At 55.0% G+C, this 13107-nt stretch carries 12 protein-coding genes; 2 read left to right on the forward strand and 10 right to left on the reverse strand.

What is annotated here, in order from left to right:
- Positions 1 to 21: 21 nt before the first annotated feature.
- Together elaB and B9P82_RS05925 are read right to left on the reverse strand one after the other, a co-directional pair.
- Positions 22 to 327: a stress response protein ElaB gene (elaB, locus tag B9P82_RS05920; RefSeq protein WP_003027683.1), complete on the reverse strand. Its 306-nt coding sequence runs from the start codon at positions 325 to 327 to the stop codon at positions 22 to 24.
- A gap of 63 nt (positions 328 to 390) precedes the next feature.
- The gene (locus B9P82_RS05925; protein WP_016153827.1) at positions 391 to 852 is read right to left on the reverse strand and encodes a GNAT family N-acetyltransferase; all 462 of its coding nucleotides are present in this window, start codon (positions 850 to 852) and stop codon (positions 391 to 393) included.
- Positions 853 to 919: 67 nt separating this feature from the next.
- On the opposite strand from B9P82_RS05925, the gene rbn reads away from it, so the two are divergent.
- Together rbn and B9P82_RS05935 are read left to right on the forward strand one after the other, a co-directional pair.
- A complete protein-coding gene (gene rbn / locus B9P82_RS05930; RefSeq protein WP_016157040.1) occupies positions 920 to 1837 on the forward strand; it encodes a ribonuclease BN in 918 nt (305 codons plus the stop codon).
- A gap of 64 nt (positions 1838 to 1901) precedes the next feature.
- On the forward strand, positions 1902 to 2906 hold the full coding sequence (locus B9P82_RS05935; RefSeq protein ID WP_016157041.1) for a chemotaxis protein: 1005 nt from the start codon (positions 1902 to 1904) through the stop codon (positions 2904 to 2906).
- Positions 2907 to 2999: 93 nt separating this feature from the next.
- Here the strand turns inward: B9P82_RS05935 and nuoN are convergent, their stop codons facing one another.
- The 8 genes from nuoN to nuoG all read right to left on the reverse strand — a co-directional run bounded on the left by nuoN (position 3000) and on the right by nuoG (position 13030).
- Positions 3000 to 4457 (reverse strand): NADH-quinone oxidoreductase subunit NuoN, encoded by a 1458-nt coding sequence (gene nuoN, locus B9P82_RS05940; RefSeq protein WP_016153830.1) that lies wholly within the window; start codon positions 4455 to 4457, stop codon positions 3000 to 3002.
- 6 nt (positions 4458 to 4463) lie between these two features.
- Positions 4464 to 5993, reverse strand: coding sequence for an NADH-quinone oxidoreductase subunit M (nuoM, locus tag B9P82_RS05945; protein WP_016153831.1), 1530 nt, complete (start codon positions 5991 to 5993; stop codon positions 4464 to 4466).
- A 76-nt stretch (positions 5994 to 6069) separates the two neighbouring features.
- Positions 6070 to 7911, reverse strand: a complete 1842-nt coding sequence (gene nuoL, locus B9P82_RS05950; protein ID WP_016153832.1) for an NADH-quinone oxidoreductase subunit L — start codon at positions 7909 to 7911, stop codon at positions 6070 to 6072.
- Positions 7908 to 8210 carry an NADH-quinone oxidoreductase subunit NuoK gene (gene nuoK / locus B9P82_RS05955; protein WP_006683663.1) on the reverse strand — a complete coding sequence of 101 codons (303 nt, stop codon included), beginning with the start codon at positions 8208 to 8210 and terminating at the stop codon, positions 7908 to 7910. Before nuoK ends, nuoL begins: the two co-directional genes overlap by 4 nt.
- Positions 8207 to 8761: an NADH-quinone oxidoreductase subunit J gene (nuoJ, locus tag B9P82_RS05960; protein WP_016153833.1), complete on the reverse strand. Its 555-nt coding sequence runs from the start codon at positions 8759 to 8761 to the stop codon at positions 8207 to 8209. The genes nuoK and nuoJ overlap by 4 nt, the downstream gene beginning before the upstream one ends.
- An 11-nt stretch (positions 8762 to 8772) precedes the next feature.
- Positions 8773 to 9315 (reverse strand): NADH-quinone oxidoreductase subunit NuoI, encoded by a 543-nt coding sequence (nuoI, locus tag B9P82_RS05965; RefSeq protein ID WP_003028062.1) that lies wholly within the window; start codon positions 9313 to 9315, stop codon positions 8773 to 8775.
- A gap of 14 nt (positions 9316 to 9329) precedes the next feature.
- The gene (nuoH, locus tag B9P82_RS05970) at positions 9330 to 10307 is read right to left on the reverse strand and encodes an NADH-quinone oxidoreductase subunit NuoH (RefSeq protein WP_016153834.1); all 978 of its coding nucleotides are present in this window, start codon (positions 10305 to 10307) and stop codon (positions 9330 to 9332) included.
- Positions 10304 to 13030, reverse strand: coding sequence for an NADH-quinone oxidoreductase subunit NuoG (nuoG, locus tag B9P82_RS05975; protein WP_032931989.1), 2727 nt, complete (start codon positions 13028 to 13030; stop codon positions 10304 to 10306). Before nuoG ends, nuoH begins: the two co-directional genes overlap by 4 nt.
- Positions 13031 to 13107 lie beyond the last annotated feature (77 nt).

Below are 13107 nucleotides of genomic sequence, written 5' to 3' on the forward strand. Positions count from 1 at the left end.
AATGCGCTGACGGAATGGAATTTATCGCCGTGCTAACAATAATCCCATCACTAAACCAACCGTGGCGCCAACGCCGATTCCGCGCCAGGGTTTTTCATGCACATAATCATCCGCCCGGCAAACGGCTTTCTTTGCGCGGTAATAGTAGCTGTCAGAGGCGTGGCTGACGCGATTTCTCACCTCTTCTAACGCCCGCTCTGCCCGCGCTTTTAACTCAAGGTATTTTTGATCGGCTGGATCGCCGGAAGAACGCAGCACCTCCTCCAGCGTTTCACTCAATAATTCCAGATCATCATCGATACGTGATTCATAAGAATGAAAAGACATTTTATTCTCCCTTTCTATTGACGTACCCGCTAACTATAGACAATCAGGCGTGTTTGCGCCTGTTTACGCCTGATGTGCTTCCCGCGCCATTCCGACGTGTGGAATACCGTCTTCGTCATAGATATCCGTGACCGGCACAAAGCCAAAGCGCGCATAGAATGATTGCAAATGTGCCTGCGCCCCCAGATACAGCGCCTTGTGCGGCCAATGCTGCGTACAGGAGGCCAGCGTCTGAGTCATTAGCTGTTGCCCCAATTTTTCACCCCGCAGCGCTTCGCTTACAATCACCCGACCAATGACGACCGGCTCAAGCTCATCATCGCTTTTCAGAATCCTCGCATACGCCACCAGTTCATCGTTATGCCAACCCAGAATGTGCCGGTTTTCACCACTCAGGTCATCACCATCCACATCCTGATACGGACACCGTTGCTCAACAACAAATACCGCACAGCGAAGCTCAAGAATGGCGTACAGCTGCTGTGTATTGAGCTTTGCATGGTGGAGATCTTGCCAGTGAATCATAGTCTGCCCCTTTGTTGTGATAACCTGAACACCCTGCCTTATTGATGGCGAAAAGTGTAACGCGAAGATGGAATTACTATTTTTAGGCACGTCTGCGGGAGTCCCCACGCGCTCACGCAATGTAACGGCAATTTTACTGAATCTGCAACACCCGACTCAGGCGGGGCTGTGGCTTTTCGATTGTGGTGAAGGAACGCAACATCAGATGCTGACCACGCCATTTAACCCTGGAAAACTCGAGCGTATTTTTATCAGCCATCTACACGGCGATCACCTGTTTGGTTTACCGGGGCTGCTGTGCAGTCGCTCAATGGCCGGGAACGTCCAGCCACTGACGCTTTACGGACCAAAGGGGTTGCGAGAGTTTACCGAAACGGCTTTGCGTTTGAGCGGCTCCTGGACCGATTATCCGCTGGATATTGTCGAAATCACCGCGGGTGAAATTGTCGATGACGGCCTGCGTAAAGTAACGGCGTACCCGCTGGAGCATCCGCTGGAGTGCTACGGTTTTCGTGTTGAAGAGCACGACAAACCGGGGGCACTTGACGCCAGCGCCTTGAAGGCGGCTGGTGTTAAAGCGGGCCCGTGGTTCCAGGATTTGAAAGCCGGGAAAACCATCGTGCTGGAGGATGGTCGAGCGATTAACGGTGCCGATTTTCTCGGCCCTGCCACCAGAGGAAAATCTGTGGCTATTTTCGGCGACACAGGACCTTGCGCGTCCGCCATTGAACTGGCACGCGGTGTGGATGTGATGGTACATGAAACCACACTGGACTCCTCAATGGAGGAAAAAGCCAACAGCCGCGGTCACAGCTCGACCCGACAAGCCGCCCAGTTGGCGCTTGAGGCCGGAGTGGGACGCCTGATCATGACCCACGTTAGCTCACGCTACGATGAAAAAGGCTGTCAGCGGTTACTCGAAGAGTGCAAAGCGATATTTCCAGACACTGAACTGGCTCACGATTTCGCCATTTTCACCGTTTAATGCTCCATTTTTCCGCCTCAGTGCCGATAACAGTGGAAAGGCTGGCTTTCACACTGAGGACAGGATGAACAATTTCCAGAAAGATATTGATGACAGGACAAACCTAACCCTGTCTAACCGTTTTGAACTGCTGCTGTTTCGCCTTGGCAAATCCGTCGAGGAGCAGAAATCAGAACTGTTTGGCATCAACGTATTCAAACTGCGTGAAATCGTACCGATGCCGACCTTTACGCGTCCCGCAGGTATGAAAGCCCCGTTGCTGGGTATGGTTAACATTCGCGATCAGGTGATCCCGGTGATTGATCTGCCTGCCGTCGCGGGCTGTAAGCCAGAGACCGGACTCAACATCCTGTTGATCACGGAATATGCCCGCAGCGTTCAGGCGTTTGCGGTAGAGTCGGTAGAAAACATTATGCGTCTGGACTGGCAACAAGTGCATACCGCCGAGAAAGCCGTCAATGGTCGCTACATTACCAGTATCGCCTGTCTGGACGACAACAAAGAGACTAACAATCTGGCGCTGGTGCTCGATGTCGAACAGATCCTGTACGATATTGTACCGTCGAACCACGACCTGCGCGCAACAGAGCTGAAAACCAATAAGTTCAACATTACGCCGGGTGCGGTGGCGATTGTGGCTGATGATTCCAAAGTGGCTCGCGCGATGCTGGAAAAAGGGCTTAACGCCATGGAGATTCCACACTTGATGCATGTGACGGGCCAAGATGCGTGGGAAAAGATACAACAGCTATCTGAAGAAGCAGAAGCGGAAGGTAAACCAATCAGCGAGAAGATTGCGCTGGTGCTCACCGATCTGGAAATGCCGGAGATGGACGGTTTTACGCTTACCCGTAAGATAAAAACCGACGAACGCCTGAAGAAGATCCCGGTCGTTATCCACTCCTCACTTTCCGGTAGCGCCAATGAAGATCACGTACGCCGAGTGAAAGCAGATGGTTACGTGGCCAAATTCGAAGTCAATGAGCTGTCTTCAGTCATTCAGGAAGTGATGGATCGCACAGCGAAAGGCATCAGCGGCCCGCTGGTGAGCCGTCAACTTTCGGCCTGACGCCCCAGCAACTTGAAGTATGACGAGTATAGACAGGTAAAAAAAAAGAGTCTGGACATTGTCCAGACTCTTTTTCGATCACAGCATGATGAATTACATCAGCGGAGCCGCTAACTGCACGATGCTGATCAACGGTTGCGGGTAGATACCCAGCACCAGTACCAGCAGAGCAGAAATCAACACCACGATACCGCCCGCGCTGTACTGCCAGTTGGACGGCGCATCGCGATTCAGTTGCTGCGGTGCGCTCAGGTACAGGCTCACGGCAACGCGCAGGTAGTAGTACAAACCAATCGCGGAACCCACCACCACGGCGGCAACCAGCCACCACAGATTAGCCTGCACACCCACCGCCAGTACGTAGAACTTACCGATAAAGCCCAGCGTCATCGGAATACCCGCCAGAGACAGCATCATCACCGTCATCACCGCCGCGAGGATTGGACGATGCCAGAACAGACCACGGTAGGAGAACAGAGAGTCTGCATCCGGACCGCGGTACGGGCTGGACATCAGGCTGACCACACCGAATGCGCCGAGGCTGCTGAACAGATAACCGGCCAGGTAAACGCCAACCGCTTCCATCGACATCTCACCGCTCTGCAGGGCAATCAGCGCCACCAGCAGGTAACCGAGGTGAGAGATAGAAGAGTAACCAAGCAGACGTTTGATGTTGGTCTGGCTCAGCGCCATCAGGTTACCGAAGATAATGGAAGCAAAGGCAATCACACCCAGCACGATCCGTACTGCTTCGCTATCACCTACCGGTGCGTACAGGAACAGACGCATCACCACGCCGAAGATAGCGATTTTGCTCGCCGTCGCCAGGAAGGTGGAAACCGGAGCCGGAGCGCCCTGGTATACGTCTGGCGTCCACAGGTGGAATGGAACCAGCGAGAGTTTAAAGCCGAGGCCAACAATCATCAGACCGAAGCCCGCCAGCAGCAGCGGTTCTTGCAGCATACCGTCGCCGAGGCTCTTACCGAGCGCAACAAACGACAGGTTGCCAGACTGCGCGTATACCAGCGCCATACCAAACAGCAGGAAGGAAGACGCTGCGGCAGACAGAATGGTGTATTTGATACTGGCTTCCAGCGAACGTTTCTGACGGAACGCATAGCCAACCAGACCAAACAGCGGCAGAGAGATAAGCTCAATACCAAGGAACAGCGCCGCCAGATGGTTAGCGTTAGCCAGCAGAATACCGCCGAGCGCGGCAATCAGCACCAGCAGATAGAACTCTTCCCGGTTGTCGTCGTAGCCTTCCAGCCACGGGTAAGCGAAGGTACAGGTGGCAAGACTCGCCAGCAGCACCAGCCCGGTGTAGAGCATGGCGAAACCGTCAACCCGCATCAGCGGGGTGACGTCCATAGCGCCCGCCTGGCCAACAAACCAGAGCGAAACCAGTGCGGCGTTAAGCCCAATGACCGACAGCGTGGCATTGAGGAAGTGATTGCGTCGCCACGCAATGGAGAGCATCACAACCACCACCGTCAAGCCGACGATCAGCAGCGGTAGCAGCGCAATCAGGTGTTGTGGAGTTATTGTCATGGCGATTTACGGCCTTGTAGTAGTAACGGAATTAACAAACCACTGCTGGATGTTGCTCATCGCAGAATGCGAGGTATCCAGAATCGGCTGCGGATAGAAGCCAAGCAGTACCAGAAGCACGACCAGCAACAGGATGATAAACAGCTCACGCAGCGACATCCCTGGCAGTTCAACACTGGCAATCTGGCTCTTCGCCTTACCGAAGTAAGCGCGATGCAGCATCGCCAGCGAGTAAACAGAAGCAAACACCAGACCAAATGTCGAGATCACGGTAATAACCGGAACCACCTGGTAGCTGCCGAACAGAATCATAAATTCGCCAACGAAGTTACCTGTACCCGGCATACCCAGCGTACACACTGCGAAGAACATTGACAGCGCAGGCAACCATTTCATTTTGCCCCACAGGCCGCCCATCATACGCATATCACGCGTGTGCAGACGTTCGTACAGCTGACCACACAGGATGAACAGACCGGCTGCGGACAGGCCGTGCGCGATCATCTGAATCACCGCACCCTGGTATGCCAGCTGGCTGCCGGTGTAGATAGCAATCAGTACGAAGCCCATGTGGGATACGGAGGTGTAAGCAATCAGACGTTTGATGTCGTACTGATTAAAGGCCATCCACGCGCCGTAGAAGATGCCGATGACGCCAAGCCACATTGCGATAGGTGCAAACTCCGCTGACGCATTCGGGAACAGCGGCAGGGAGAAGCGCAGCAGACCGTAGGCTGCGGTTTTCAGCAAGATACCTGCCAGGTCAACGGAACCTGCGGTCGGTGCCTGGGAGTGAGCATCCGGCAACCAGCCGTGCAGCGGAACCACCGGCATTTTCACCGCGAAAGCGATGAAGAAGCCCAGCATCAGCAGGTATTCCACGCCGTGGGACATCGGGGTATTCAGCAATTCTTCATAGTTGAAAGTCCACACGCCGGTCGCTTTGTAGTGCACAAACACCAGCGCCAGGATGGCAATCAACATCACCAGACCACTCGCCTGGGTATAAATGAAGAACTTGGTTGCTGCCGTGATACGCGTTTTACCGTCAGAGGCTTTATGCCCCCATAGCGCGATCAGGAAGTACATCGGCACCAGCATCATTTCCCAGAAGAAGAAGAACAGGAACATGTCGATGGCAAGGAACACGCCGATTACGCCGCCTAAGATCCACATCAGGTTCAGGTGGAAAAAGCCCTGGTATTTTTCGATTTCATTCCAGGAGCAAAGTACCGCCAGAACACCGAGCAGGCCGGTCAGCACCACCATCAGCAGCGACAGACCGTCGATAGCAAGATGAATCGAGATGCCAAAGCGTGGGATCCACGGCAGGACAAACTCAGACTGCCACTGCGGAATGCCAGTGGATTGCGTCAGTGAATAGCCGCCCTGCAACCAAAGTTGCAGGCCAAGCGCCAGCGTCAGTCCCATGGTAATCAGCGCGATCCAACGCGGCACCTTCACGCCAAAGCGTTCGGTCTGCCAGCACAGGAAGCCACCGATAAAGGGAATCAATATTAGCCAGGGTAGTAACATGGCGATTTTTATTCCTTTTTAAGGCCCCTAATAGAGGCCTGATTTTCAACGAATTTGGATAAAATTCACTTTACGATCAACGCAGTACCATCAACAGAGCCAGCACAACGACGGCACCGATGCTCATTGATGCTACATACCAACGCAGATAGCCGTTCTCGCTTAACAACAGGCCTTTACCTGCAAAGCGGGAAAGGATCGCCGGAATGTTCATCATTGCGTTCAGCGGATCGCGTTTCAGCAGCCATGCAACGCCCAGGAACGGCTTGACGAACACTTTGTCGTACAGCCAGTCGAAGCCCCAGGCGTTATACCACCAGGTACCCAGCAGACGGCCTGGCGCACTGTTGGCAATCGACGTCACCAGAGTACGTTTACCCAGCCACAGCCATGCTGCGATCAGAATGCCTGCAATCGCGACGATACCGGAGGTAATTTCCAGGGTCATCACGCGACCATGCTCAAGCTCGGTCGTCGCAGGCAGTACACCCTGCAGCGGTGGCACAATCAGTGCGCCAACGAAGGTGGACAGGATCATCAGCACAATCAGCGGCAGATGATGTGTAATCCCCTTCCCTGCGTGAGCGTGAATTTGCTCTTTACCGTGGAACACGATGAAAATCATACGGAAGGTGTACAGAGAGGTCATGAACGCACCGACCAGACCTGCAACCATCAGATTAATATGACCGTTCGCCATCGCACCGGCCAGAATCTCATCCTTACTGAAGAAGCCTGCGGTAATCAGCGGCAGAGCCGACAGCGCCGCGCCACCGATCAGGAAGCAGAGATACACCAGCGGAATAGACTTACGCAGACCGCCCATCTTGAAGATGTTCTGTTCGTGGTGACAGGCCAGGATAACCGAGCCGGATGCCAGGAACAGCAGCGCTTTAAAGAAGGCGTGCGTCATCAGGTGGAAAATCGCCGCGTCCCACGCCTGAACCCCGAGAGCCAGGAACATATAACCAATCTGGCTCATGGTGGAGTATGCGAGAACGCGTTTGATGTCGGTCTGTACCAGCGCGGCGAAACCAGCCAGTACCAGAGTGATAGCCCCGATAATCCCCACCAGATGCAGGATTTCCGGCGTCATCAGGAACAGGCCGTGAGTACGTGCAATCAGGTAGACACCGGCGGTAACCATCGTCGCAGCGTGGATCAGCGCGGAGACAGGCGTCGGACCTGCCATCGCGTCAGCAAGCCATGTCTGCAACGGCAGCTGCGCGGATTTACCCACCGCACCGCCCAGCAGCATCAGGGTTGCCCACATCAGCATGTTGTTACCATCTGCAAAGTGAGCAGGTGCCAGTTCCACCATTTCGCGGAAGTTCAGCGTGCCCAGCTCGTTGTAGAGGATAAACAATGCGAAGGCGAGGAACACGTCACCCACACGGGTCACCACGAAGGCTTTCATTGCCGCAGCGCCATTCTTCGGATCGGTGTAATAGAAACCGATCAGCAGATAGGAGCACAGGCCCACGCCTTCCCAGCCGAGGTACATCAGCAGCAGGTTATCCGCCAGTACCAGAACCACCATGCTGGCGATAAACAGGTTGGTGTAGGCGAAGAAACGGGAGTATCCCTCTTCACCGCGCATATACCAGGAGGCGAACATGTGAATCAGGAAACCCACACCGGTCACCACACTGAGCATGGTCAGCGACAGGCCGTCCAGCACCAGGTTAAAACCGATATTGAAGTCACCGACAGACATCCACGTCCACAGCGGCTGGCTGTAGGCCTGTTGACCATTAGCAAAGAAGTCAACGCCAACAAACGCGGTCACCAGCGCCGCCAGGCCAATCGACCCGACACCCACGGTCGCGGACAGATTTTCTGACCAACGACCGCGAGAGAACGCCAGTAATACAAAGCCAATAAATGGCAGAATAATGGTTAAGGCAAGCATGTTCATCCACGCATCTCACTTACTGAATCGATGTTCAGGTTCTGGCGACGGCGATGAAGTTGCAGCAACAGCGCAAGTCCAATGCTCGCTTCCGCAGCCGCAAGGCTGATGGCGAGAATATACATCACCTGACCATCGGTCTGGCCCCAGTAGCTTCCGGCGACCACGAAGGCCAGCGCGGAGGCGTTAATCATGATTTCCAGCCCGATCAGCATAAACAGCAGATTGCGGCGGATAACCAGACCGGTTAAGCCCAGTACGAATAAGACAGCCGCGAGGATCAGTCCATGTTGTAAGGGGATCATGCGTGCTCCTCCGTTTTTCTTTTCGCGCGGTCATCGGTGCGATTGCTCAGCACTTCACCAGAACGCTCTTCGCGCCCTACGTGGAAGGCCACAACCAGACCTGCCAGCAGCAGCATCGAAGCCAGCTCGACCGCCAGTACATACGGTCCGAACAGGGAAATACCGACAGCTTTCGCGCTAATTGGCGTCCCGTCGATGCCCTGATCGTTAACACCCAGAATGGCATAAACAATAACCGCCAGCATGATGGCCGACAGAATCGCCGGTCCAATCCACACCTGCGGTTTCAGCCACTGGCGTTCCTGTTCAATTTCAGAACCACCGAGGTTGAGCATCATGACCACGAACACGAACAACACCATGATGGCGCCCGCGTAGACGATTATTTCCAGCGCCCCCGCGAAGTAAGCACCTAACGAGAAGAACACACCGGAAATCGCCAGCAGCGAAATAATCAGGTACAGCAGTGCGTGTACCGGATTGGTATGGGTGATCACCCGCAAGGTTGCGAGAATGGCTATCAGGCCACAGATATAAAAAGCGAACTCCATTGCCCCTCTCCTTACGGTAACAGGCTCTTGACGTCGATAGGCTTGGCTTCGTTCTCTGCTTCGCCCTTATCTTTGCCGTCGATTGCCATACCTGCCATCCGGTAGAAGTTATATTCCGGGTATTTACCCGGACCGGAGATCAGCAGATCCTCTTTCTCGTAAACCAGGTCCTGGCGCTTGTACTCACCCAGCTCGAAATCTGGAGTCAGCTGAATAGCCGTTGTCGGACAGGCTTCTTCGCACAGGCCGCAGAAAATGCAGCGTGAGAAGTTAATGCGGAAAAACTCCGGATACCAGCGGCCATCTTTGGTCTCTGCTTTTTGCAAAGAGATACAGCCTACCGGACACGCTACCGCACACAGGTTACAGGCAACGCAGCGCTCTTCGCCGTCTGGGTCACGGGTCAGAACGATACGACCACGAAAACGGGGCGGTAGATAGACCGGCTCTTCCGGGTACATCTGCGTTTCGCGTTTCGCGAACGCATGCAGGCCGATCATCCAGATACTGCGTACCTGGGTGCCGAAACCTACGAACAATTCTTTTAAGGTCATGGTCTTTGTGTCCCTTATTGCGCCTGCCAGAGAATGACAGCCGCCGTTACCAGCAAGTTGACGAGCGTCAGCGGCAGACAGACTTTCCAGCCGAAGGACATTACCTGGTCATAACGAGGACGCGGTAACGACGCACGAATCAAAATGAACATCATCATGAAGAACGCGGTTTTCAGCGCGAACCAGACGAATGGCGGTAAGAACGGACCATGCCAGCCACCGAAGAACAGGGTAACCATCAGTGCAGAAATGGTGACGATGCCGATGTACTCACCCACGAAGAACAGACCGAATTTCATACCGGAGTATTCAATGTGGTAACCGTCGGCCAGTTCCTGCTCGGCTTCTGGCTGGTCAAACGGGTGACGGTGACACACCGCCACGCCCGCGATGGCAAAGGTGACAAAACCAAAGAACTGCGGAATAACGTTCCAGATATCAGCCTGGTTGTTGACGATGTCGGTCATGTTAAATGAACCGGCCTGCGCCACCACGCCCATCAGGGAAAGTCCGAGGAATACTTCGTAGCTCAGCGTCTGCGCAGACGCGCGCATCGCACCGAGCAGCGAGTATTTGTTGTTACTGGACCAGCCTGCGAACAGCACCGCGTATACCGCGAGGCCTGCCATCATCAGGAAGAACAGGATCCCGATGTTCAGGTCAGCAACCACCCAGTTCGGACTCACCGGCACGATGGCGAAAGCCAGCAGCAGCGAGGTGAAGGCGATCATCGGTGCCAGGGTAAAGATGACGCGATCCGAGAATTTCGGGATCCAGTCTTCTTTAAAGAACATCTTGATCATGTCCGCAACCAGCTGGAGCGAACCGCCCCAGCCAACACGGTTCGGTCCGTAACGGTTCTGGAACAGACCGAGCAGACGACGTTCGCCAAAGCTCATGAATGCCCCGCAGGTGACCACCACCAGCAGAATCACGACCGCTTTGAGAACGCTCAGCAGGATCTCAATCAGATCGGGTGTAATCCAACTCATTGTTGTGCCTCCTGCAGATCCTCAAGACGTGCACCAGCCAGAACCGGCGCGATGCCAGGCATACCCATTGGCAAACCAACCTGCCCTGCCGTTAATCCTTCAGCGATTTCAACCGGCAGCGTAACCGTGTTGCCATCGTAGCTAAAAGATACGCGCGTACCGGCATTAACACCCAACTTCGCGGCATCAGCCGGGTTGAGTTTGATGTACGGCTGCGGCATACGGGTCTGGAAGACAGGCGCACGCTGGGACATTTCGTCACTACCAAACAGATGATAGTAAGGCGCGACACGCCACTGACCATCCTGAGCCTGGAAGCTCGCCGGAACGGTTGTGAAGTAATCCAGACCATCTGCAGAAGCTTCGATCAGACGCACGCCCGGATCGCCATGACGCAGTTTACCGCCCACTTCATCCTGGAACTTGTTCCACGCCTGTGGGGAGTTCCAGCCCGGAGCCCAGGCAAACGGAATTTGCGAACGCGGCGCAGACGGCTGGTTGTTCCCTTCCATAGAGAAAGCGAACATGGTGTCTTTGTCCTGCGGCTGGCGTGGTTCGTGAACGCTGATGTTGGCGCGCATTGCGGTACGACCACTGTAGCGGTGCGGTTCACGTGCCAGTTTCTGTCCACGGATACGGAAGCTTGCATCCGGCGCGGCATCTTTAATACCCGCCAACTGCGGTAACTTCTCAACGACCGCGTCGATAACATGGTCGAGCTGCGTCCAGTCCACTTCACGACTCTGCACGGTACTGTGCAGCGAGTGCAGCCAGCGCCAGCTTTCCAGCATTACGGTGTTGCTGTCGTAGTAGGATGGGTCATAGACCTGGAAGAAACGCTGGGCGCGACCTTCGTTGTTAATTACCGTACCATCGCTTTCGGCGAAGCTAGCGGCGGAAAGCACCAGATGGGCGTTTTCCATAATAGCCGTGCGCTGATGGTCAACAACCAGTACCAGCGGCGCTTTCGCCAGCGCGGCGTTCACACGCGTTGCTGAAGCATGGCGATGCAGGTCATTTTCCAACACCACAACGGCGTCAGCACGACCGGTTTCCAGTTCGGTCAGCGCGTCGTCGAGGGAACCACCGCCAATCATACCCAGCCCCATGCTGTTAACAGAGCGAGCAATCATGGTGATTCCGACGTCTGCGCCACGGCCTTTCAGCGCCTTCGCAACGTTGGCAGCAGCCTGAATCACGTCGGCGCTACCGGCGTTGGTACCGGAAATAATCAGTGGTTTCTTCGCCCCGGCCAGAGCCTGAACGATGACGTCAATTTTGTTCTGCAGGTCACGGTCGATACCGTCAACCGCCGGTGCGTTGTTATCCAGCGCATGAGCGATCGCGAAACCTAAACGCGCCTGATCTTCAACCGGCGCACGGTAGGTCCATGCCGCGATATCATCCAGACGGGTGTTATCGACGTTGGTAACGAACAGCGGGTGCTTGGCGCGCTGGCCAATATTGAGGATTGCCGCAATCTGCCAGTCGGCCACTTTCTGCGCCGCCGCCATTTCACGCGCTTTACCTTTCACCGCCTGACGCACTGCCAGCGCAACGCGCGCGCCGGTTTGGGTGACATCTTCGCCCAGGACCAGAACCGCATCGTATGACTCGATTTCGCGCAGTGCCGGGGTATGAATACCGCCGTCACGCAGCACGCTCAGAGCCAGTTGCAGACGTTCCTGCTCGCCCTGGGCAATACCGGTATAGAAGTTATCCGCACCGACCAGTTCACGCAGCGCGAAGTTACTTTCAACGCTGGCACGCGGTGAGCCGATACCAATCACTTTCTTCGACTGACGCAGAATATCTGCCGCGCCCTGCATCGCCTGTTCGGCGTTCAGCGTGATCAGGTCATCGCCACGACGCTGTACCGGCTGACGCGGACGGTCTTTCAGGTTCACGTAACCATAGCCAAAACGACCACGGTCGCAGAGGAAGTAGTGGTTAACGGTACCGTTGTAGCGGTTTTCGATACGACGCAGTTCACCGTAGCGCTCGCCCGGGCTGATGTTACAACCAATAGAACACTGCTGGCAGATGCTCGGCGCAAACTGCATGTCCCATTTACGGTTATAACGCTCGGAGTGCGTTTTATCGGTGAAGACGCCGGTCGGGCAAATTTCCACCAGGTTACCGGAGAATTCGCTTTCGAGCGTACCGTCTTCCGGACGACCAAAGTAGACGTTGTCATGTGCGCCATAGACGCCCAGATCCGCGCCATCGGCGTAATCTTTGTAGTAACGTACGCAGCGATAGCAGGCGATGCAGCGGTTCATTTCGTGAGAGATGAACGGCCCCAGGTCCTGGTTGCGGTGAGTACGCTTCGTGAAGCGGTAGCGACGGAAGCTATGACCGGTCATGACGGTCATATCCTGAAGGTGGCAGTTACCGCCCTCTTCACAGACCGGACAGTCGTGCGGGTGGTTAGTCATCAACCACTCCACTACGCTTTCGCGAAACTGCTTCGCTTCTTCGTCATCAATTGAAATAAAGGTGCCTTCGGTGGCCGGTGTCATACAAGACATCACCAGGCGACCACGCGTGTCTTCCGCGTTTTGATATTGCTTCACCGCACACTGGCGGCAAGCACCGACGCTTCCCAGCGCCGGGTGCCAGCAAAAGTACGGAATATCAAGGCCGAGAGACAGACAAGCTTCCAGCAGGTTGTCCGCTCCGTTGACCTCATATTCTTTGCCGTCTACATGAATCGTAGCCATAGTCAGCATGCTTCCAGTTGGCTCGGTCTAAAACCGAGCGTTAATCGAATTTCTGATCGCGATTCAGGGTTACCCTG

Origin of the sequence: Citrobacter sp. L55, assembly GCF_002850715.1 — a bacterium.
In the GTDB taxonomy this organism is placed as follows: Bacteria; Pseudomonadota; Gammaproteobacteria; order Enterobacterales; family Enterobacteriaceae; genus Citrobacter; species Citrobacter braakii.

What these genes read in the sequence shown, in the direction of transcription:
- nuoH (WP_016153834.1), bottom strand. Translation starts at nt 10,307, where the DNA reads ATGAGTTGGATTACACCCGATCTGATTGAGATCCTGCTGAGCGTTCTC.
- nuoN (WP_016153830.1), bottom strand. Translation starts at nt 4,457, where the DNA reads ATGACAATAACTCCACAACACCTGATTGCGCTGCTACCGCTGCTGATC.
- elaB (WP_003027683.1), bottom strand. Translation starts at nt 327, where the DNA reads ATGTCTTTTCATTCTTATGAATCACGTATCGATGATGATCTGGAATTA.
- rbn (WP_016157040.1), top strand. Translation starts at nt 920, where the DNA reads ATGGAATTACTATTTTTAGGCACGTCTGCGGGAGTCCCCACGCGCTCA.
- nuoK (WP_006683663.1), bottom strand. Translation starts at nt 8,210, where the DNA reads ATGATCCCCTTACAACATGGACTGATCCTCGCGGCTGTCTTATTCGTA.
- B9P82_RS05925 (WP_016153827.1), bottom strand. Translation starts at nt 852, where the DNA reads ATGATTCACTGGCAAGATCTCCACCATGCAAAGCTCAATACACAGCAG.
- B9P82_RS05935 (WP_016157041.1), top strand. Translation starts at nt 1,902, where the DNA reads ATGAACAATTTCCAGAAAGATATTGATGACAGGACAAACCTAACCCTG.
- nuoG (WP_032931989.1), bottom strand. Translation starts at nt 13,030, where the DNA reads ATGGCTACGATTCATGTAGACGGCAAAGAATATGAGGTCAACGGAGCG.
- nuoJ (WP_016153833.1), bottom strand. Translation starts at nt 8,761, where the DNA reads ATGGAGTTCGCTTTTTATATCTGTGGCCTGATAGCCATTCTCGCAACC.
- nuoM (WP_016153831.1), bottom strand. Translation starts at nt 5,993, where the DNA reads ATGTTACTACCCTGGCTAATATTGATTCCCTTTATCGGTGGCTTCCTG.
- nuoI (WP_003028062.1), bottom strand. Translation starts at nt 9,315, where the DNA reads ATGACCTTAAAAGAATTGTTCGTAGGTTTCGGCACCCAGGTACGCAGT.
- nuoL (WP_016153832.1), bottom strand. Translation starts at nt 7,911, where the DNA reads ATGAACATGCTTGCCTTAACCATTATTCTGCCATTTATTGGCTTTGTA.